Source organism: Pseudomonas flavocrustae (assembly GCF_029872515.1).
Classification (GTDB): Bacteria; Pseudomonadota; Gammaproteobacteria; order Pseudomonadales; family Pseudomonadaceae; genus Chryseomonas; species Chryseomonas aestiva.
Map to the genome: position 1 here is coordinate 91,030 of NZ_JAPDIQ010000001.1, position 20,664 is coordinate 111,693.

The 20,664-nt window shown below is 65.4% G+C and carries 23 protein-coding genes; 21 read left to right on the plus strand and 2 right to left on the minus strand.

Annotated features, from left to right (window positions below; genetic code table 11):
• Positions 1-5 precede the first annotated feature (5 nt).
• Positions 6-410, plus strand: a complete 405-nt coding sequence (locus OMP44_RS00430; RefSeq protein ID WP_133862775.1) for a ClpXP protease specificity-enhancing factor — start codon at positions 6-8, stop codon at positions 408-410.
• 94 nt (positions 411-504) lie between these two features.
• On the opposite strand, the gene suhB is transcribed toward OMP44_RS00430, so the two are convergent.
• Entirely contained in the window at positions 505-1,320 is an 816-nt protein-coding gene (gene suhB / locus OMP44_RS00435) for a type III secretion system regulator SuhB (RefSeq protein WP_133862774.1), read from the minus strand.
• Between the two features lie 140 nt (positions 1,321-1,460).
• Here suhB and trmJ point away from each other — a divergent pair, with 140 nt between their 5' ends.
• From trmJ to OMP44_RS00535, 20 genes are all read left to right on the plus strand, one after another.
• Complete coding sequence (gene trmJ, locus OMP44_RS00440) at positions 1,461-2,249, plus strand: tRNA (cytosine(32)/uridine(32)-2'-O)-methyltransferase TrmJ (protein ID WP_187980098.1); 789 nt, start codon at positions 1,461-1,463, stop codon at positions 2,247-2,249.
• An 84-nt stretch (positions 2,250-2,333) separates the two neighbouring features.
• Positions 2,334-2,831 carry a Fe-S cluster assembly transcriptional regulator IscR gene (gene iscR, locus OMP44_RS00445; RefSeq protein WP_017639755.1) on the plus strand — a complete coding sequence of 166 codons (498 nt, stop codon included), beginning with the start codon at positions 2,334-2,336 and terminating at the stop codon, positions 2,829-2,831.
• 31 nt (positions 2,832-2,862) lie between these two features.
• On the plus strand, positions 2,863-4,077 hold the full coding sequence (locus tag OMP44_RS00450) for an IscS subfamily cysteine desulfurase (RefSeq protein WP_187980097.1): 1,215 nt from the start codon (positions 2,863-2,865) through the stop codon (positions 4,075-4,077).
• 27 nt (positions 4,078-4,104) lie between these two features.
• Positions 4,105-4,491, plus strand: a complete 387-nt coding sequence (gene iscU, locus OMP44_RS00455; protein WP_007162419.1) for a Fe-S cluster assembly scaffold IscU — start codon at positions 4,105-4,107, stop codon at positions 4,489-4,491.
• A 9-nt stretch (positions 4,492-4,500) separates the two neighbouring features.
• Positions 4,501-4,824, plus strand: a complete 324-nt coding sequence (gene iscA, locus OMP44_RS00460; protein WP_133862771.1) for an iron-sulfur cluster assembly protein IscA — start codon at positions 4,501-4,503, stop codon at positions 4,822-4,824.
• 8 nt (positions 4,825-4,832) lie between these two features.
• Positions 4,833-5,354, plus strand: coding sequence for a co-chaperone HscB (gene hscB, locus OMP44_RS00465; RefSeq protein WP_273862942.1), 522 nt, complete (start codon positions 4,833-4,835; stop codon positions 5,352-5,354).
• Positions 5,355-5,399: 45 nt separating this feature from the next.
• Positions 5,400-7,259, plus strand: coding sequence for a Fe-S protein assembly chaperone HscA (gene hscA / locus OMP44_RS00470; protein WP_273862941.1), 1,860 nt, complete (start codon positions 5,400-5,402; stop codon positions 7,257-7,259).
• Positions 7,260-7,266: 7 nt separating this feature from the next.
• Positions 7,267-7,605 carry an ISC system 2Fe-2S type ferredoxin gene (gene fdx / locus OMP44_RS00475; protein WP_133862768.1) on the plus strand — a complete coding sequence of 113 codons (339 nt, stop codon included), beginning with the start codon at positions 7,267-7,269 and terminating at the stop codon, positions 7,603-7,605.
• An 11-nt stretch (positions 7,606-7,616) separates the two neighbouring features.
• Positions 7,617-7,817 carry a Fe-S cluster assembly protein IscX gene (gene iscX / locus OMP44_RS00480; RefSeq protein ID WP_133862767.1) on the plus strand — a complete coding sequence of 67 codons (201 nt, stop codon included), beginning with the start codon at positions 7,617-7,619 and terminating at the stop codon, positions 7,815-7,817.
• A gap of 91 nt (positions 7,818-7,908) precedes the next feature.
• Positions 7,909-8,340 (plus strand): nucleoside-diphosphate kinase, encoded by a 432-nt coding sequence (gene ndk, locus OMP44_RS00485; RefSeq protein WP_158892855.1) that lies wholly within the window; start codon positions 7,909-7,911, stop codon positions 8,338-8,340.
• A gap of 93 nt (positions 8,341-8,433) precedes the next feature.
• Positions 8,434-9,573: a dual-specificity RNA methyltransferase RlmN gene (gene rlmN / locus OMP44_RS00490; protein ID WP_273862940.1), complete on the plus strand. Its 1,140-nt coding sequence runs from the start codon at positions 8,434-8,436 to the stop codon at positions 9,571-9,573.
• 10 nt (positions 9,574-9,583) lie between these two features.
• A complete protein-coding gene (pilW, locus tag OMP44_RS00495) occupies positions 9,584-10,354 on the plus strand; it encodes a type IV pilus biogenesis/stability protein PilW (RefSeq protein WP_133862764.1) in 771 nt (256 codons plus the stop codon).
• Complete coding sequence (locus OMP44_RS00500) at positions 10,351-11,328, plus strand: RodZ domain-containing protein (protein ID WP_133862763.1); 978 nt, start codon at positions 10,351-10,353, stop codon at positions 11,326-11,328. Before pilW ends, OMP44_RS00500 begins: the two co-directional genes overlap by 4 nt.
• A 27-nt stretch (positions 11,329-11,355) precedes the next feature.
• Positions 11,356-12,468: a flavodoxin-dependent (E)-4-hydroxy-3-methylbut-2-enyl-diphosphate synthase gene (ispG, locus tag OMP44_RS00505; RefSeq protein ID WP_133862762.1), complete on the plus strand. Its 1,113-nt coding sequence runs from the start codon at positions 11,356-11,358 to the stop codon at positions 12,466-12,468.
• Positions 12,469-12,492: 24 nt separating this feature from the next.
• Positions 12,493-13,800: a histidine--tRNA ligase gene (hisS, locus tag OMP44_RS00510; protein ID WP_208692288.1), complete on the plus strand. Its 1,308-nt coding sequence runs from the start codon at positions 12,493-12,495 to the stop codon at positions 13,798-13,800.
• 11 nt (positions 13,801-13,811) lie between these two features.
• A complete protein-coding gene (locus OMP44_RS00515) occupies positions 13,812-14,453 on the plus strand; it encodes a tetratricopeptide repeat protein (RefSeq protein ID WP_133862760.1) in 642 nt (213 codons plus the stop codon).
• Complete coding sequence (gene bamB / locus OMP44_RS00520; RefSeq protein ID WP_133862759.1) at positions 14,453-15,595, plus strand: outer membrane protein assembly factor BamB; 1,143 nt, start codon at positions 14,453-14,455, stop codon at positions 15,593-15,595. The genes OMP44_RS00515 and bamB overlap by 1 nt, the downstream gene beginning before the upstream one ends.
• Before the next feature lie 78 nt (positions 15,596-15,673).
• The gene (gene der / locus OMP44_RS00525; RefSeq protein ID WP_158892845.1) at positions 15,674-17,161 is read left to right on the plus strand and encodes a ribosome biogenesis GTPase Der; all 1,488 of its coding nucleotides are present in this window, start codon (positions 15,674-15,676) and stop codon (positions 17,159-17,161) included.
• A 374-nt stretch (positions 17,162-17,535) separates the two neighbouring features.
• The gene (locus OMP44_RS00530; protein WP_280305892.1) at positions 17,536-18,684 is read left to right on the plus strand and encodes a pyridoxal phosphate-dependent aminotransferase; all 1,149 of its coding nucleotides are present in this window, start codon (positions 17,536-17,538) and stop codon (positions 18,682-18,684) included.
• Entirely contained in the window at positions 18,672-19,451 is a 780-nt protein-coding gene (locus OMP44_RS00535; protein ID WP_280305893.1) for an amidohydrolase, read from the plus strand. Before OMP44_RS00530 ends, OMP44_RS00535 begins: the two co-directional genes overlap by 13 nt.
• Here the strand turns inward: OMP44_RS00535 and OMP44_RS00540 are convergent, their stop codons facing one another.
• Positions 19,452-20,600 carry an aminotransferase class V-fold PLP-dependent enzyme gene (locus OMP44_RS00540; protein ID WP_187980091.1) on the minus strand — a complete coding sequence of 383 codons (1,149 nt, stop codon included), beginning with the start codon at positions 20,598-20,600 and terminating at the stop codon, positions 19,452-19,454.
• Between the last annotated feature and the right edge of the window lie 64 nt (positions 20,601-20,664).

Here is a 20,664-nt window from a genome sequence, read left to right on the forward strand (position 1 = left end):
ACCCCATGAATTCCAGTCGCCCCTACCTGGTCCGCGCGCTCTACGAGTGGATCGTGGACAACGACTGCACGCCCCATCTGCTGGTCAATGCCGACTACGCCGAGGTGCGCGTGCCGCCGGGCTATGCCAACGACGGCCAGATCGTGCTGAACGCCTCGCCCAGTGCCGTGCGTGACCTGCACATGGACAACGAAGCCGTGAGCTTCAACGGTCGCTTCGGCGGCGTGGCCTACAACCTCTATGTCCCGATCGGCGCCATCCTGGCTATCTATGCCCGCGAGAACGGCCAGGGCATGGTCTTCGACAGCGAGCCCACCCCGCCGGATGACCAGGGTCCCGACAGCGGCGGCAGCAAGCCCGAGGCACCCAAGCCGGCACCGGCGCGGCCGAGTCTGAAAGTGGTCAAGTGAGCCCTGACGGCCTGCCGCGGAGTCTCGCTGCGGCAGGCAGGAAAAAGCCCCTGTCGGCGCTGCCGGCAGGGGCTTTTTCGTAAGCCAGGTGAACTCAGCGCTTGAGCGAGGCCGGCAGGTGCGGCTGGATCTGCGTCAGCAGGCCACGGAAGCACTTGGGGTTGCCGGCGACGATGTGGCCCTTCTCGAGGAAGTCGTGGCCGCCATTGAAGTCACCGATCAGGCCACCGGCTTCCTGGACCAGCAGAGCGCCTGCGGCCATGTCCCATTCCGACAGTCCCATTTCCCAGAAGGCGTCGAAACGACCGGCGGCGACATAGGCCAGGTCCAGCGCGGCGGAACCGGCGCGGCGGATGCCGGCGGTCTGGCCGATCAGGCTGCGGAACATGCCCAGGTAGTTGTCCAGGTGGTCGACGTCATTGGCGCGGAAGGGGAAGCCGGTACCCAGCAGGGCGCCTTCCAGGCTGCGTCGATTGGTGACACGGATGCGCCGGCCGTTCAGGGCGGCGCCGCGGCCACGGCTGGCGGTGAATTCTTCCTGGCGCACCGGATCCAGCACCACGGCGTGTTCCAGGCGGCCCTTGTACTTGCAGGCGATGCTTACCGAGAAGTGCGGGACGCCACGGAGGAAGTTGGTGGTGCCATCCAGCGGATCGACGACCCAGACGTAGTCGGCGCCTTCGCCTTCGCCCGCCAGGTAGCCGGATTCCTCACCGTAGAAACCATGGGTGGGGTAGGCCTTGCGCAGGGTGGCGAGGATGGTCTGCTCGGCGGCTCGGTCGACTTCGGAGACGAAGTCGTTGGCGCCTTTTTCATCGACGGCGATCACGTCCAGGCGCTCAATCGAACGGAAAATCAGTTCACCGGCGCTGCGGGCCGCGCGCAGTGCGATGTTCAGCATGGGCTGCATGGATAAATCACCTGGGTTGTATAAGGAAAGCCGGCAATGATAGCAGACTTCGCGGCGCTGGAAGGGGTATTCGTGGCCAGCGGGCCCGTGTGGGCGTAGTATACGGCGCCGATTTCCCGCGTCCGCTCGAGGATAGCCACGTGCTGAATAACATCCGCGTCGTTCTGGTCAATACCAGCCATCCCGGCAACATCGGCGGTGCCGCCCGGGCAATGAAGAACATGGGCCTGTCGCGCCTCTATCTGGTCGATCCCGAGGACTTTCCCAGTGGAGAGGCCAATGCCCGCGCCTCCGGGGCCAATGACGTGCTCGACGCCGCCATTGTGGTCGACACCCTGGAAGAAGCCCTGACCGGCTGCAGCCTGGTGCTGGGCACCAGTGCCCGCGACCGCCGCATCCCCTGGCCGCTGCTCGATCCGCGGGAATGCGCGACCACCTCCCTGGCCCAGGTGGAGCGGGGCGGCGAGGTGGCCCTGGTATTCGGGCGCGAGTATGCCGGCCTGACCAACGAAGAGTTGCAGCGCTGCCACTACCACGTGCACATCCCCTCCGATCCGGCGTTCGGCTCCCTCAATCTCGCTGCGGCGGTCCAGGTGCTGGTGTACGAGGTGCGCATGGCCTGGCTGGCGGCGCAGAACCAGCCGACCAAGATGAACAAGGTCGAGGCCACCGCCATGCTCAACACCCAGCCGGTGACGGTGGAAGAGCTGGAGCTCTATTACGAGCACCTGGAGCAGACCCTGGTGGAGATCGGCTTCCTCGATCCGGCCAAGCCGCGCCACCTGATGAGTCGCTTGCGGCGCCTCTATGGCCGGGCCGGCATCAGCAAGCTGGAGATGAACATCCTGCGTGGCATCCTGACCGAAACCCAGAAGGCGGCCCGCGGCGAATCCCACCCGCGGACTATCCCGCCGATAGATAATGCCTGAGTGATTTGGTTGGTTTTATAGTTGACCTTTTTTGTCGGGAATCCGATAATCGAAGTCATCCGATGCAACCCGCTCGAGTTCGTCATGAGACTGACCACCAAAGGCCGCTATGCCGTAACCGCCATGCTCGACCTGGCGCTGCACGCCCAGCGGGGCCCGGTGTCGCTGGCCGACATTTCCGAGCGGCAGGGCATTTCGCTGTCCTATCTGGAGCAGCTGTTTGCCCGGCTGCGCCGCGGTGCGCTGGTCAATAGCGTACGCGGCCCCGGCGGCGGCTATCAGCTGGCGCGCGACATGGGCGGTATCCATGTGGCCCAGGTGATCGATGCCGTCAACGAATCCGTGGATGCCACCCGCTGCCAGGGCGGTGGGGGCTGTCACCAGGGTGATACCTGCCTGACCCACCACCTCTGGTGCGACCTGAGCGATCAGATCCACACCTTTTTGAGTGGTATCACCCTGGCCGACCTGGTCGCCCGCAACGAGATCCAGCAGGTGGCCAAGCGTCAGGACACCAAGGCCTGTGCCAGCAAACAATCGCCCTTAGCGGTCGAAAAAATCGAAGCGTCCACCATCGACTGAGCAGAGACGCCCGTCTGATTAGGAGTAACCGATGAAATTGCCGATCTACCTAGACTATTCCGCCACCACGCCCGTCGATCCGCGCGTCGCTCAGAAGATGAGCGAGTGCCTGCTGGTGGACGGCAACTTTGGCAACCCCGCATCGCGCTCCCACCTGTTCGGCTGGAAGGCCGAGGAAGCCGTGGAAAACGCCCGTCGTCAGGTGGCCGAACTGGTCAACGCCGACCCGCGCGAGATCGTCTGGACCTCCGGTGCCACCGAGTCCGACAACCTCGCCATCAAGGGCGCCGCGCACTTCTACCAGAACAAGGGCAAGCACCTGATCACCTCCAAGATCGAGCACAAGGCGGTGTTGGACACCACCCGCCAGCTCGAGCGCGAAGGCTTCGAGGTCACCTATCTCGAGCCGGGCGAAGACGGCCTGATCACCCCCGCCATGGTCGAGGCGGCCCTGCGTAACGACACCACCCTGGTGTCCATCATGCACGTCAACAACGAGATCGGTACCGTCAACGACATCGCCGCCATCGGCGAGCTGACCCGCTCCCGTGGCGTGCTCTTCCACGTCGACGCGGCCCAGTCCACCGGCAAGGTCGAGATCGATCTGGAAAAGCTCAAGGTCGACATGATGTCCTTCTCGGCGCACAAGACCTATGGTCCCAAGGGCATTGGCGCTCTCTACGTCCGTCGCAAGCCGCGCGTGCGTATCGAGGCCCAGACCCACGGTGGCGGCCATGAGCGTGGCATGCGTTCGGGCACCCTGGCGACCCACCAGATCGTCGGCATGGGCGAAGCCTTCCGCATCGCCAAGGAAGAGATGGTCCAGGAAAATACCCGCATCAAGGCCCTGAGCGATCGCTTCTACCGGCAGTTCGAAGGCCTGGAAGAGGTCTACCTGAACGGCAGCCTGATCCATCGTGTGCCGCACAACCTGAACCTGAGCTTCAACTACGTCGAAGGCGAGTCGCTGATCATGGCGCTCAAGGATCTGGCGGTCTCGTCCGGTTCGGCCTGTACCTCGGCGTCCCTGGAGCCGTCCTACGTCCTGCGCGCCCTGGGCCGCAACGACGAGCTGGCGCACAGCTCCATTCGCTTCACCTTTGGTCGCTTCACCACCGAAGAAGACGTTGACTACGCCGCGAGCAAGGTCACCGAAGCCGTCAACAAGTTGCGCGAATTGTCTCCGCTGTGGGACATGTTCAAAGAAGGCGTAGACCTGAGTCAGGTCGAGTGGCAAGCCCACTGACCCACCCTGATAAGCGAGGATTGAACCATGGCATACAGTGAAAAGGTCATCGACCACTACGAAAATCCGCGCAACGTCGGCAAGTTCGACGCGGCCGATCCCGATGTCGGCACTGGCATGGTCGGCGCCCCGGCCTGCGGCGACGTGATGCGCCTGCAGATCAAGGTCAACGAGCAGGGCATCATCGAAGACGCCAAGTTCAAGACCTACGGCTGTGGCTCCGCCATCGCGTCCAGCTCCCTGGCCACCGAGTGGATGAAGGGCAAGAGCATCGAGGAAGCGGCGTCGATCAAGAACAGCATGATCGCCGAAGAACTGGCTCTGCCGCCGGTGAAGATCCACTGCTCGGTACTCGCCGAAGACGCCATCAAGGCGGCGGTCAGCGACTACAAGCAGAAGAAAGGCCTGCTCTAAGGAGGAACCATGGCGATCAGCATGACCGAGTCCGCCGCCCGCCACGTGCAGCGTTCCCTTGAGGGGCGCGGCAAGGGGGAGGGCATCCGCCTGGGCGTTCGTACCACGGGCTGCTCGGGACTGGCCTACGTGCTCGAATTCGTCGATGAATTCGCGCACGAGGACCAGGTGTTCGAGAGCCATGGCGTCAAGGTCATCATCGACCCCAAGAGCCTGGTCTACCTGGACGGCACCGAGCTGGATTTCGTGCGTGAAGGCCTCAACGAGGGCTTCAAGTTCAACAATCCCAACGTGCGTGGCGAGTGTGGCTGCGGCGAAAGCTTCAACATCTGAGGCCGGCCATGGGTAAGCCCTGTCACTTCGCGCTGTTCGAGATCAGGCCCGCCTTCGAGATCGACCAGGCGGGTCTGGCCTCGCGTTACCGCGATCTGGCGCGCACGGTCCATCCGGATCGGTTCGCCGATGCGCCGGAGCGTGAGCGGCGTCAGGCGCTGGAGCGCTCGGCCGAGCTCAACGAGGCCTATCACGTGCTGCGCGCCCCGTCGCGCCGCGCGCGCTATCTGCTGGAGCTGGAAGGGCACGAGATGCCGCTCGAAGCGACCATCCAGGACACCGACTTCCTCATGCAGCAATTGCAATGGCGCGAGGAACTGGAGGACCTGCAGGACGCGGGTGACAGCGCGGGCATTCCCACCTTTCGCCAGCGGCTCAAGGATGCGCAGCGCGACATCGAGCAGGCCTTCGCCGCGATCTGGCAGGACCCCGCCCAGCGCGAGCCTGCCGAGCGCCTGGTCCGTCGCATGCAGTTTCTCGACAAGCTGGCCAGCGAAATCCGCCAGCTCGAAGAGCGTCTGGACGATTAATCACAGGTGTCGCTCAGGCACCGACAACCATAAGCCGACTAGCCAATGGCTCTATTGCAGATAGCCGAACCCGGAATGGCGCCCAAGCCGCACCAGCGCAAGCTGGCGGTAGGTATCGATCTGGGCACCACCAATTCCCTCGTGGCCGCCGTCCGCAGTGGCGTGGCCGAGACCCTGCCCGATCTGCAGGGCGAGGTGATCCTGCCCTCCGCGGTACGCTATGCCGCCGACGGTGTGGAAGTGGGGGCGGGCGCCAAGGCCGCCGCCGCCCAGGATCCCTTCAATACCATTCTTTCCGTCAAGCGCCTCATGGGGCGTGGCATCGCCGACGTCAAGCAACTGGGCGAGCAGCTGCCCTATCGCTTCGTCGCCGGTGAATCGGAAATGCCCTTCATCGATACCGCTGCCGGGCGCAAGAGTCCGGTGGAGGTCTCCGCCGACATCCTGCGGGTGCTGCGCGAGCGGGCCGAAGCGACCCTGGGTGGCGAACTGGTCGGTGCGGTCATCACCGTGCCGGCCTATTTCGACGATGCCCAGCGCCAGGCCACCAAGGACGCCGCCCGCTTTGCCGGCCTGAATGTCCTGCGCCTGCTCAACGAGCCTACCGCGGCCGCCGTGGCCTATGGTCTGGACCGGGGCGAGGAGGGCGTGGTCGCCATCTACGACCTGGGCGGCGGTACCTTCGATATCTCCATCCTGCGCCTGACCCGCGGTGTCTTCGAGGTCATGGCCACCGGTGGCGACAGCGCCCTGGGCGGTGACGACTTCGATCACGCCATCGCCAGCTGGATCGTCCAGCAGGCCGGGCTGTCCAGCGATCTGGATCCGGGCACCCAGCGGCGCCTGCTGCAGAGTGCCTGCGCCGCCAAGGAAGCCCTGTCCGCTGCCGAGCGCGTCGAGGTCGGTCATGGCGACTGGTCGGGCGTGCTGGAACGCAGCACCTTCCAGGAACTCATCGCGCCGCTGGTCGCGCGCAGCCTCAAGGCCTGTCGCCGCGCCCTGCGCGATGCGGAAGTGGAACCGGCGGACATCGCCGCCGTGGTCATGGTCGGCGGTTCCACCCGCGTGCCCTATGTCCGTGAAGCCGTGGGCGAGCTGTTCGACTGCACCCCGCTCACCGACATCGATCCGGATCGCGTGGTCGCCATCGGGGCCGCCCTGCAGGCCGATTCCCTGGCCGGCAACCGCGCTGGCGAAGAATTGCTGCTGCTGGACGTCATCCCGCTGTCCCTGGGACTCGAGACCATGGGCGGCCTGATGGAGAAGATCATTCCGCGCAACACCACCATTCCGGTGGCGCGGGGCCAGGACTTCACCACCTATCGCGACGGCCAGACCGCCATGCTGGTGCATGTGCTGCAGGGCGAGCGCGAACTGGTCAAGGACGCCCGCTCCCTGGCCCGTTTCGAATTGCGCGGTTTCCCGCCCATGGTCGCCGGTGCCGCCAAGATCCGCGTCACCTTCCAGGTCGATGCCGACGGCCTGCTCGGCGTCAGCGCCCGCGAGCTGTCCAGTGGCGTGGAAGCCAGTGTCCAGGTCAAGCCGTCCTACGGCCTGACCGATGGCGAGATCGCCAACATGCTGCAGGACTCCTTCCGTCATGCCGGAGACGACATGCAGGCCCGCGCGCTGCGCGAGCAGCAGGTCGAGGCCCGGCGGCTGATCGAGGCGGTCACCGCCGCGCTGGCCGCCGACGGCGAGCGCCTGCTGGACGCCGAGGAGCGTCAGGTGATCAAGCTGGAAATCGGTCAGTTGACCGAGCTGCTGGACGCCACCGACCTCCAGGCGCTCGAAGACCAGACCAAGCGTCTTTCTCACGTAACCGATGCCTTCGCCGCCCGGCGGATGAACGCCTCGGTCAAGGCGGCCCTGGCGGGTCGCCGTCTCAACGATATCGAGGAGTAGTTCCATCATGCCGCAGATCACCCTGCTGCCCCACGCCGAGCACTGCCCCGAGGGGGCGGTCTTCGAAGCCAGCGAAGGCGAAACCATCATCGCCGCGGCCATGCGCAACGGCATCGACATCGAGCACGCCTGCGAGATGTCCTGTGCCTGCACCACCTGCCACGTGGTCGTCCAGGAAGGCTTCGATTCCCTCGCGCCCTCGGATGAGCTCGAAGACGACATGCTGGACAAGGCCTGGGGTCTGGAGATGCGTTCGCGCCTGTCCTGCCAGGCGGTAGTAGGCAGCGAAGACCTGGTGGTGGAGATTCCGCGCTACACCATCAACCAGGTTTCCGAAGGTCACTGAGGACAGCTGTCATGGCACTGAAATGGACCGATGTGCTGGATATCGCCATCGAACTCAACGACACCCATCCCGACGTGGATCCGCGCTACGTGAATTTCGTCAAGTTGCGCAACTGGGTCGTGGAGCTGCCGGAGTTCGACGACGATCCCCAGCGGGGTGGCGAGAAGGTGCTGGAGGCCATCCAGGCCGCCTGGATCGAAGAGTCCGCCTGACGCATCGCCCGTACCGCGCTACGCTTTTCACCGGGACCCGCGTATAATCCGCGGGTTTCGTTTTTGCTCTATTCCCACATTCGGAGTTCACATGTCTGTTCAACGTACCCTGTCGATCATCAAGCCCGATGCCGTATCCAAGAATGTCGTCGGTGAGATCGTCACCCGCTTCGAGAAGGCTGGCCTGCGCGTCGTCGCTGCCAAGATGGTCCAGCTGTCCGAGCGCGAAGCCGGTGGCTTCTACGCCGAACACAAAGAGCGTCCCTTCTTCAAGGATCTGGTCTCCTTCATGACCTCCGGTCCGGTCGTGGTCCAGGTGCTGGAAGGCGACAACGCCATCGCCAAGAACCGTGAGCTGATGGGCGCCACCGATCCCAAGAAGGCCGACGCCGGTACCATCCGCGCCGACTTCGCCGTCTCCATCGACGAGAACGCCGTCCACGGTTCGGACTCCGAAGCGTCCGCCGCTCGCGAGATCTCCTACTTCTTCGCAGCCACCGAAGTCTGCGAGCGCGTCCGCTAAGGATGAGCGCCGGCCAGGGAAGCGGCCAGCCCGCCTTCCTGGCACCGCCCGCGCCTTGCGCGGGTTTCAAACAGATTTCGTCGAGGTGATCCCATGACCACAGCCACCGATAAGGTCAATCTGCTGGGCCTGACCCAGCCGCAACTCGAGTCGTTCTTCGAGTCCATCGGGGAGAAGCGCTTTCGCGCCGGCCAGGTCATGAAGTGGATCCATCACTTCGGCATCGACGATTTCGACGCCATGAGCAACCTGGGCAAGGCGCTCAAGGAAAAGCTCAAGGCCGCCGCGGAAATCCGTGGCCCCGAGATCGTCAGCGAAGACATCTCCCGCGATGGCACCCGCAAGTGGGTGATCCGCGTCGCCTCCGGCAGCTGCGTCGAGACCGTTTACATCCCGCAGAATGGCCGCGGCACCCTGTGCGTGTCGTCCCAGGCCGGTTGCGCGCTGGACTGCAGCTTCTGCTCCACCGGCAAGCAGGGCTTCAACAGCAACCTCACCGCCGCCGAGGTGATCGGTCAGGTGTGGATCGCCAACAAGTCCTTTGGCAGCGTACCGGCCAAGATCGACCGCGCCATCACCAACGTGGTGATGATGGGCATGGGCGAGCCGCTGCTGAACTTCGACAACGTCGTCGCCGCCATGCGCATCATGATGGACGACCTCGGCTACGGCATCTCCAAGCGCAAGGTCACCCTGTCGACCTCGGGCGTGGTGCCGATGATCGAAGAGCTGGCCAAGCACATCGACGTCTCCCTGGCGCTGTCGCTGCACGCGCCCAACGACGAGTTGCGCAACGAGCTGGTGCCGATCAACCGCAAGTATCCGCTGGCCATGCTGCTCGACGCCTGCCAGAGATACATCCGGCAACTGGGCGAGAAGCGCGTCCTGACCATCGAGTACACCCTGCTCAAGGACGTCAACGACCTGCCTGAGCACGCGCTGCAGATGATCGAGCTGCTGCGCAACGTGCCCTGCAAGATCAACCTGATTCCCTTCAATCCCTTCCCGCACTCCGGGTACGAGCGGCCGAGCAAGAACGCCACCCGCCGGTTCCAGGAGCTGCTGGTGCAGGCCGGTTTCAACGTTACGGTGCGGACCACCCGCGGTGACGACATCGATGCCGCCTGCGGCCAGCTGGTGGGGCAGGTCATGGACCGCACCCGCCGCAGCCAGCGCTATATCGCCGTTCGCCAGCTCGACGGTGCCGAAACCGTAACGCCGCTCCAGGGCTGAGGGCGCGACCATGGCGATCACGCGCTTTGCGGCTGTCGCGCTCGCCCTGCTGGTCGGTGGCCTCGCCGGCTGCGTGACCGAGGGTGATCGCAACCCCATGGATACCCGCCAGGGACGGATGCAGGCCCGTGATGCCTATATCCAGCTCGGCCTCGGCTATGTCCAACAGGGCAATACCGAGCAGGCCAAGGTGCCGCTGAAGAAGGCCCTGGAGCTGGATTCGTCCAGCGCCGACGCCCATGCCGCGCTCGGACTGGTGTTCCAGGCCCAGGGCGAAACCGACCTGGCCGATCAGGAATACCGCCTGGCCCTGCGCGAGCGGCCCCACGATGCCCGCATCCTCAACAACTACGGCAGCTTCCTCTATGAGCAGGGGCGCTACAAGGATGCCTACGAACGCTTTACCCAGGCCGCCGAGGACAGCCTCTATCCGGAGCGCGCCCGGGTGTTCGAGAATCTCGGCCTGACCGCCCTGCGACTCAATCAGGTCGACTTGGGCAAGGAAAATCTGGAAAAATCCCTGCGGCTGGATCGCAATCAGCCCAGGGCTCTGTTCGAATTGGCTCAATTGGCCTACCAGACGCGCGATTACGTGCCGTCCCGGAGCTATTACCAGGCCTTCAGCCAGCTAAGCCCCCAGGATGCCCGCAGCCTGCTGCTCGGGATCCGTCTTGCCGAGGTGTTCAATGATCGCAACACCGCCGCGAGTTACGCCCTGCAGCTGAAGCGCCTCTACCCGAACTCACCTGAATATCGTCAACTTCAGTCGGAGCAGAAATGACCGCAGTGCAATCCGAAGCGGTACACGCCGGACGGGGCAATCCCGGTGAGATCTTGCGTCAGAAGCGGCTGGAGCTTGGCTGGAGCCAGGCCCAGGTCGCTCAGAATCTCAATCTCAGCGAGCGCATCATCGAGCAGCTCGAGTCCGGCAACTATCAGCAGATGCCGGGGCACACCTTTGCCCGCGGCTACACCAAGGCCTATGGCAAGCTGCTCGGCCTGGACCAGATCGAGCTGGTGCGTACCTTCGACGGCTATACCGGCACCGATGCCAAGGGCAGCACCGTGCACAGCCTGGGGCGTCTCGACGAGCCGGTGCGGCTGTCGCGCAATGTCCTGAGGTTCGTCAGTTTCATCCTGGTGGTGCTGATCATCGCCATGGGCCTGTTCTGGTGGCAGGAGCGCAGTCGCCAGGCCTCCAGCGCCAGTGCCGTGAGCATGGAGCATGTCGAGGTCGAGGGCGCCGACGGCAAGACCGAGATCCACCCCATCGACGAGCCGGAAGAACAGCCCCCGGTCGCCGCCCAGCAGCCGGCGACCACCGTGCCTTCCCCGGTGGGCACGCCGATGCCGGATGCCAATGCCGTCGCCGCCATGACGGCACCTACCGCAGCGCCCACCCCGGCCCCGGTAACGGGTTCGACCACGCCTGCTCCCACGGCGCCCACCGCTGCGGCCCCTGCCGCGCCGGCCAGCGCGCCTGCCGCGGCGCCCGTCGCCGGCAGCGACAGCCTGAACATCCGGTTCACCGCCAGTTGCTGGACGCAGGTCAGCGACGGTACCGGCAAGATCCTCTTCAGTGGCGTGAAGAAGGGCGGCGAGAGCCTGGATTACGCCTCGATCAAGGCACCGGTGAACATCCGTCTCGGTTTCGCCCGCGGTGCCCAGATCTCCTACAACGGCCAGGTCGTCGACCTCGCGCCCTACACCAAGGGCGAGACCGCCCGCATCAAACTCGGTCAGGCCGGACAATGACGTCCGGCGACCCCATGGGAAACCAGCATGCATAGCGAATCGCCCATCAAACGTCGGTTGTCCCGCAAGATCTGGGTCGGCTCGGTGCCGGTCGGCGGCGATGCCCCCATCGCCGTGCAGAGCATGACCAACACCGAAACCTGCGACGTCGATGCCACCGTGGCCCAGGTCCAGCGCCTGCAGGACGCCGGTGCCGACATCGTGCGCATCTCGGTGCCCGACATGGACGCCGCCGAAGCCTTCGGTCGCATCAAGCAGCGGGTCAGCCTGCCGCTGGTGGCCGACATCCACTTCGACTACAAGATCGCTCTGCGCGTCGCCGAGCTGGGTGTGGACTGCCTGCGCATCAACCCGGGCAACATCGGTCGCGAAGACCGGGTCAGGGCGGTGGTCGACGCGGCCCGCGAGCGCGGCATCCCGATCCGCATCGGCGTCAACGCCGGTTCGCTGGAAAAGGACCTGCAGAAGAAGTACGGCGAGCCCACCCCGGAAGCCCTGGTGGAGTCGGCCATGCGCCACGTCGACCACCTGGAGAAGCTGGACTATCCGGACTTCAAGGTGAGCGTGAAGGCCAGTGACGTCTTCATGGCCGTGGCCGCCTATCGCCAGCTGGCCACCCGCATCGAGCAGCCGCTGCACCTGGGCATCACCGAAGCCGGTGGCCTGCGCTCGGGTACGGTGAAGTCCGCCGTGGGTCTGGGCATGCTCTTGGCCGAAGGCATCGGCGACACCATCCGCATCTCGCTCGCGGCCGATCCGGTCGAGGAGATCAAGGTCGGTTTCGACATCCTGAAATCCCTCCGCCTGCGTTCGCGGGGCATCAACTTCATCGCCTGCCCGAGCTGCTCGCGGCAGAACTTCGATGTGGTCAAGACCATGAACGAGCTGGAAGGGCGCCTGGAGGACCTGCTGGTCCCCCTGGACGTCGCGGTGATTGGCTGCGTGGTCAACGGCCCCGGCGAAGCCAAGGAGGCGCATGTCGGCCTGACCGGGGGGTCGCCGAACAACCTGGTGTACATCGACGGCAAGCCGGCTTCCAAGCTGAACAACGACAATCTGGTGGACGAGCTGGAAGGGCTCATCCGCCGCAAGGCGGCCGAAAAGGCCGAAGCGGATGCCGCACTCATCGCGCGCAGCTGAAAGATCAAGGAATAAGGCCCTTTCGTGAGCAAGTCCCTGCAAGCCATCCGTGGCATGAACGATATCCTGCCGGAGCAGACTCCGGCCTGGCGCTACCTGGAACGTACCTTCGCGACGCTGCTCGACGGCTATGGCTACCACGAGATTCGTCTGCCCATCATGGAGTTCACCGAACTCTTCGCCCGCGGCATTGGCGAGGGCACCGACGTGGTCGACAAGGAGATGTACACCTTCCTCGACCGCAACGAGGAGTCCCTGACCCTGAGGCCGGAAGGCACCGCGGGTTGCGTGCGGGCCGTGCTCGAACACGGCATGACCGGCGGTGGCCAGGTGCAGAAGCTCTGGTACGCCGGGCCGATGTTCCGCTACGAGAAGCCGCAGAAGGGCCGCTATCGCCAGTTCCACCAGATCGGCGTCGAGGTCTTCAACCTGCCCGGTCCGGACATCGACGCCGAGCTGATCGTGCTCACTGCGCGCCTCTGGCAGCGCCTGGGTCTGACCGACGCCGTCACCCTGCAGCTCAACAGCCTGGGTTCCAGTGCCGATCGCGTGCGCTATCGCGAAGCCCTGGTGGCCTATCTGCAGGACCGCTTCGAGCAGCTCGACGAAGACAGCCAGCGCCGCCTGACCACCAATCCGCTGCGCATCCTCGACAGCAAGAACGCCCAGACCCAGGCGCTGCTGCAGGACGCCCCGACCCTGGCGGATTATCTGGACGACGAATCCCGCGCCCACTTCGACGGCCTGAAAGCCCGCCTGGACGCCGCCGGCATCCGCTACCAGATCAATCCCAAGCTGGTACGTGGCCTGGACTACTACGGCCGTACCGTCTTCGAGTGGGTCACCGACAAGCTGGGTGCCCAGGGCACCGTCTGCGCCGGTGGCCGCTACGACGGCCTGATCACCCAGTTCGGTGGCAAGCCCACCCCGGGGGTCGGCTTCGCCATGGGCGTCGAGCGCCTGGTGCTGCTGCTGGAAACCCTGGAGCGGCTGCCCGGTGATCTGCAGCGCCCCGCCGATCTCTATCTCTGCGCCTTTGGCGAGGCGGCCGAACTGGCCGGCCTCAAGCTGGCCGAGCAGCTGCGCGACGCCCGTCCCGACCTGCGGCTGCTGGTCAACGCCGGCGCCGGCAGTTTCAAGAGCCAGTTCAAGAAGGCCGACAAGAGCGGCGCGCTCTGGGCGATGATCCTGGGCGACGACGAATTGGCTACGCAACAGGTGGCACTCAAGCCGCTGCGTGGCGACGCGCCCCAGGAAAAGGTCGACTTCGCGGCCCTGGCCGCCCGTCTGGACGAGATTTTGCCCCCGGCCGGTTCCGGTCGCGGGAATTGAGGAGAACGGATTTGAGTTCCATCGACGACGACAATCTGGTGGTCGCCAAGGCCTGGTGGCAGCGTAATGGCAAGCCGCTGCTGGCCGGTGGCGTCATCGCCCTGGTGGCGGTACTGGGCTGGCAGGGCTGGCAGCGCTATCAGAACAACCAGGCGCAAGGCGCCTCGGTGCTCTATCAGCAGCTGGTGGAAGCCGCTCTGGCGCCCGGCGGCAAGGTCGACACCGCACGGGTGACCGATACCTACGGCAAGCTCAAGCAGGATTATTCTGGTACCGCCTACGCCCAGTACGGCAGTCTCTTCGTCGCCAAGGTGGCGGTGGAGAACAATCGCCTGGACGACGCCGCCGCCGAGCTCAAGGCCGTGGTGGACAAGCCCCACGACGCCGAACTCGGCGAGCTGGCGCGTCAGCGTCTGGCCCGGGTGCTGGCGGCCCAGGGCAAGGCCGAAGAAGGCCTCAAGCTGCTGGATGGCGAGGCACCCAAGGCCTATGTCGCCAATCGTGAAGAATTGCGTGGCGACCTGCTGGTGGCGCTGAAGAAGCCGACCGAGGCCCGCGCCGCCTATGAAAAAGCCCGCGCCGCGCTGCCCAACGATGCAGCCGAAGGCGTGCTGCAGATGAAACTCGATGATCTCGCCAAAGGAGACGCCTGATGTTGCGCTGGAAGCCTATCGCGGTACTGGGTCTCGCCCTTGCGGTCGTCGGGTGCAGCAGCACCGGCAAGAAGGAATTGCCGCCGGCCGAGCTGAAGGACATCAAGGCCGAAGTCCGGCTGGATGAAGTCTGGAGTCGCTCGGTGGGCGACGGCCAGGGCAAGGAATACAACCGCCTGGTACCGGCTGTGGACGGCCAGACGATCTTCGCCGCCGATGCCGATGGCCGGGTCATGGCGATGAATCGCGAGACCGGCCAGGTGCTGTGGAAGAAGGACCTGGACCTGCCGGTGTCCGGTGGGGTGGGGGTCGGCTCCGGCCTGGTGCTGGTCGGCACCCTGCGTGGCCAGGTGATCGCCCTCGACAGTGCCAGTGGCGACGAGAAGTGGCGCGCCCAGGCGTCCAGCGAAGTGCTGTCCGCCCCGGTGGTCAACAACGACGTGGTGGTGGTGCAGTCCCAGGATGACAAGCTGCAGGCCTTCGAGCTGGGCAGTGGTACCCGTCGCTGGATCTACGAAGACACCCAGCCGGTGCTGAGTCTGCGCGGTACCGGTGCGCCCCTGGTCACCAACCAGGTGGTCATGGCCGGTTTCGCCAGCGGCAAGGTGGTCGCCCTGGACGTGCAGCGCGGCCTGCCGCTGTGGGAACAGCAGATCGCCGTGCCCAAGGGCCGTTCCGAACTGGAGCGGATCGTTGACGTGGACGGTGGTCTGTCGCTGTCGGGCGACACCCTCTATGTGGTCAGCTACAACGGCCGCGTGGCCGCGCTCAATCCGGCCAACGGCCAGATCCTCTGGCAGCGGGACGCCTCCAGCTACGACGGCGTGGCCGAAGGCTTCGGCAACGTCTACCTGAGCCTGGACAACGGCACCGTGGAAGCCGTCGAGGAATCCTCGACTTCTTCGCTCTGGACCAATGCCGATCTGGCCCGTCGCCAGCTCACCGGCCCGGTGGTCTGGTCGAGCAACGTGGTGGTGGGCGACTACGCCGGCTACATCCACCTGCTGAGCCAGGTCGATGGGCGTTTCGTCGGTCGCACCAAGGTCGACGGTGACGGCGTCCGGGTACGGCCACTGGTCGTCGGCGACATGCTCTATGTTTACGGCAATGGCGGTAAACTCGTCGCCTATCGTCTGCGCTAGAAACTATTATCCTCAACCGATGGCCGCTACCGTGAAGTTCGGTAGCGGCCATCGTGTTTTCTGCTCTGGGAGAGCCGCATGGTTCCCGTAATTGCCCTGGTGGGGCGGCCGAACGTCGGCAAATCCACGCTTTTCAACCGCCTGACCAAGACCCGGGACGCCATCGTCGCCGACTTTGCCGGCCTGACCCGCGATCGCAAGTACGGCGAAGCCAAGTGGCAGGGACGCACCTACATCGTGGTCGACACCGGCGGTATCTCCGGTGACGAGGAAGGTATCGACCTGAAGATGGCCGAGCAGTCGCTGCAGGCCATCGAAGAATCCGATGCGGTGCTGTTCCTGGTGGACTCCCGCGAAGGCATGACCGTCGCCGATCAGATGATCGCCGAGCACCTGCGCAAGCGAAACAAGCGCACCTTCCTGGTGGCCAACAAGGTCGATACCGTCGACCCGGATATCGCCCGGGCGGAATTCAGCCCGCTGGCCATCGGTGACGCCTATCCCATCGCGGCGGCCCACGGGCGCGGCGTGAACAACCTGCTGGAAGACGCCCTGGGCGTCTTTCCCAAGGATGAGGTCGAGGTCGAGGAGCTCACCGAGGAGCAGGTGCGCGCGGCCGCGGAGGAGGGCGGTGACGTCTTCCGTCGCGTGCAGGGCATCGACGAGACCACCGGCATCAAGATCGCCGTGATCGGCCGGCCCAACGTCGGCAAGTCGACGCTGGTCAACCGCATGCTCGGCGAAGAGCGGGTGATCGTCTATGACCAGGCCGGCACCACGCGCGACAGCATCTATATCCCCTTCGAGCGCAACGAAGAACGCTACACCCTGATCGACACCGCCGGCGTGCGCCGCCGCGGCAAGGTCTTCGAAGCGGTCGAGAAGTTCTCGGTGGTCAAGACGCTGCAGGCGATCCAGGACGCCAATGTGGTGATCTTCGTCATGGACGCCCGCGAAGGCGTGGTCGAGCACGACCTCAACCTGCTCGGCTTCGTGCTGGAGACCGGGCGTGCCCTGGTGATCGCCCTCAACAAATGGGACGGCATGGAGTCCGGCGAGCGCGACTACGTCAAGACCGAACTGGAACGCCGGCTGCTGTTCGTCGACTTCGCCGACATCCACTTCATCTCGGCGCTGCATGGCACCGGCGTGGGCCATCTGTACAAGTCGGTGCAGCAGTCCTTCGCCTCGGCCACCACCCGCTGGCCGACCAGCCGCCTGACCCAGATCCTCGAGGACGCGGTGCAGGAGCACCAGCCGCCAATGGTCAGTGGCCGGCGCATCAAGTTGCGCTATGCCCACCTGGGCGGTGCCAACCCGCCGCTGATCGTCATCCACGGCAACCAGACCGATGCGGTGCCCAAGTCCTATACCCGCTATCTGGAAAAGACCTATCGCCGGGTGCTCAAGCTGGTGGGTACGCCGATCCGTATCGAGTACCGCGGTGGCGAGAACCCCTTCGAGGGCAAGAAGAACACCCTGACCGAGCGCCAGGTCAACAAGAAGCGCCGGTTGATGAGCCACCACAAGAAGGCCGAGAAGAAGCGCAAGGACAAGCGCCGGTAGACCGGCAGGACGTTGCGCAGGGAAAGGGGGCTCAGGGGAGCCCCCTTTTTCTTTGGTAGCGGGTTGGGGTGAAGGTGCCCCTCGCGCACCGAACTGCCCCCCTCTCCTTCTGGGAGAGGGTTGGGGTGAGGGCGTCCCCGCGGACTCATCAGTGGAAAAGGCTGCGCCGTTTCCACGCTACGGTGGTCGCCTGCCTCGCGGCCGAGGCGGTGCACCGAACGACCCCTCTCCCAGAGGGAGAAGGGATGTTTGGATCAGGCTCAGCACTTCGGATTAGTCGAGTTCGCTGTCTTGCACTGCCCGGCAAGACTTGCCCTCTCGCGCAAAAAATCGCAGTCTGCCGATCTCCTTCCAGCCAGACCCGTGCCCGCGCGATGATCCAGAGCAAGCTTCCCGACCTCGCCGTCACCATCTTTACCCGCATGTCCCAGCTCGCCGCCCAGACCGGTGCGCTGAATCTGTCCCAGGGCTTTCCCGATTTCGACGGCCCGGCCGAGCTGCTCGCGGCGGTCGGTCGCCATGTCGCGGCCGGTCACAACCAGTACGCACCCATGACCGGACTGCCGGCGCTGCGCCAGCAGGTGGCGGCCAAGGTCGCCCGCTTCTATGGTCGAGAGGTGGATGCCGAGGCCGAGGTCACCATCGTGCCCGGGGCTACCCAGGGCCTGTTCTGCGCTCTCCAGACCCTGGTGCGGCCAGGCGACGAGGTGATCGTCTTCGATCCCTGCTACGACAGCTACGAACCCTCAGTGCAACTGGCCGGCGGGCGCTGCGTGCACGTGTCCCTGGCGCTGCCGGGCTTCGGTATCGACTGGACGGCACTGGAAGCCGCCCTGAGTCCGCGCACCCGCGCCATCGTGCTCAATACCCCACACAATCCCAGCGGGGCCCTGGTCAGCGCCGCCGACCTGGACCGCCTGGCCGCGCTGATCCGCGGGCGCGATCTCTACCTGGTCAGTGATGAGGTCTACGAGCACCTGGTCTATGACGGCGAGCGCCATGCCAGCGTCATCGCCCACGACGAACTCTATGCCCGCGCCTTCGTGGTCAGCTCCTTCGGCAAGACCTATCACGTCACCGGCTGGAAGACCGGCTACGTGGTGGCGCCGCCGGCGCTGTCGGCCGAGTTGCGCAAGGTGCACCAGTACGTGAGCTTTTGCGGGGTGACGCCGATCCAGGGCGCCCTGGCCGATTTCATGGCCGCCCATCCCGAACACCTCAGCGAGCTGCCGGCCTTCTATCAGGCCAAGCGCGATCTCTTCTGCGATCTGCTGGGTAACTCGCGCTTCAGCTTCCAGCGCGCCGCCGGCACCTATTTCCAGGTGGTCGACTATTCCGTTATTCGCCCGGATCTGGACGACGTGGCCATGGCCGAGTGGTTGACCCGCGAGCATGGCGTCGCCGCCATTCCGCTGTCGGTGTTCTACCAGACGGCGCCTGCGGACCTGCGTCTGGTGCGCTTCTGCTTCGCCAAGCGCGAAGACACCCTGCGTCAGGCAGCGGAGCGGCTATGCGCGATCTGACACCCACCCGGGACCTGCGCCTGGCGCTGGTGCAGAGCGAACTGGCCTGGCACGACCCGGCCGCCAACCGTGCCCATTTCGAGGCGCTGCTGACGGAAGTCGGCGAGACCGATCTGATCATCCTGCCGGAGATGTTCACCACCGGCTTTTCCATGGTATCGGCAGCCCTTGCCGAGCCCGCGGATGGGCCGACAGCGGTCTGGATGCGAGAACAGGCGCAGCGTCTCGGCGCGGTGGTCACCGGCAGCCTGATCGTGCGGGACGCGGATGGGCAGCACCGCAATCGCCTGCTGTGGGCGACGCCGGATGGCGAGTTGCAGCACTATGACAAGCGCCATCTGTTTCGCATGGCCGGCGAGCACGAGCACTATGCCCCGGGCGAGCAGCGGCTGCGGGTGACCCTCAAGGGTTGGCGAATCCGCCCGCTGATCTGCTACGACCTGAGATTCCCGGTGTGGAGTCGCGCCCAGGACGATACCGACCTGCTGCTCTGGCCGGCGCCGCGGCGCGGGCACTGGAATCGCCTGCTGCCGGCGCGGGCCATCGAGAACCTCTGCTATGTCGCCGCGGTGAATCGCCTCGGCAGCGACGGCAATGGCCATCCCTATGCGGGCGACAGCCAGGTGCTGGACTTCCAGGGTGAACCCCTGATCGAGGCCGGCGCGGAAGCCGGCATCTTCCACACGACGCTCTCGGCTGCCGCCCTCACAGCCTATCGCGAGCGCTTTCCGGCGCAGCGCGATGCCGATGCCTTCCGCCTGGACTGATCAGGCCCAGAAGGGCGCTGGCTGGGCGGCGTGCTGGTGGATCAGGGTGACGGCCCGGTCCACGTCCGCCGCGGTGGTGTAGCGGCCCAGGCTGAATCTGTAACTGCGTGCGGCCTGTTCAGGGGTGAGCCCCAGACCCAGCAGTACATGGGAGGGCGCCGCCTTGGCCGAACTGCAGGCCGAGGTGGTCGAGAAGGCCAGCTGGCGCTGCAATGACGCGGTGTCCAGCGGCGTGGCGAAGGTCAGATTCAGGGTATGGGGAATGCGCTGACGGGCACAGCCATTGAGCTGCATGCCGGGCAGCGTCTGCACCCCGGTCAGGAACCGCTCGCGCAGCTGGCCGAGTCGCTCGTTCTCCCGCGCCATGGCCTGGCCGGCGAGGGCGAAGGCGGTACCCATGCCGACGATCTGATGGGTGGCCAGGGTGCCGGAACGCAGCCCGCGCTCGTGGCCGCCGCCATGGATCTGCGCCTGCAGGGCACCCTCGGCACGCGGACCCACATAGAGGGCGCCGATGCCCTTGGGCCCATAGGTCTTGTGCGCGGAAAAGGACATCAGATCGACTTCCAGGCCGGTCAGGTCGAGGGCGACCTTGCCGGTGGCCTGGGCGGCGTCCACGTGGAAGAGGGCGCCACGGGCGCGGACCAGCCGGCCGATGGCGTCGATGTCGGTCAGGGTGCCCAGTTCGTTGTTCACCACCATCAGCGAGACCAGGCAGGTGTCCGCCCGCCAGGCCTGCTCGACGGCGGCGGGGGTGATCAGACCTGCCGCATCAGGCGTCAGGTAGGTGACGGTGAAGCCCTCGGCTTCCAGTTGGGCCGCGGTATCGAGCACCGCCCGGTGTTCCAGGCAACTGGTGATCAGATGGCCGCGCCCGCGACGGCGAGCCACGCCGAGCAGCGCGAGGTTGTTGGACTCGGTGGCACCGGAGGTCCAGACCAGCTGCTCGGGCCGGGCGCCGACCAGATCGGCCACCTGCTGGCGAGCGGTGTCAACGGCGCGCTGGGCGTCGTTGCCGAAGGCATGGCCGCGAGAGGCGGGATTGCCGAAGACGCCCTGCCGACCCAGGCAACCCAGCATGGCTTCGATGACGACATCGTCGACAGGGGTGGTGGCGGCGTAATCGAAATACAGGGGATAAGCGTCCATGGCGGCCTCGCGCGTTTGAGTGAAACTAGGCTAACGCTCACGCTCGTGAAGAAATTTGCTTTTT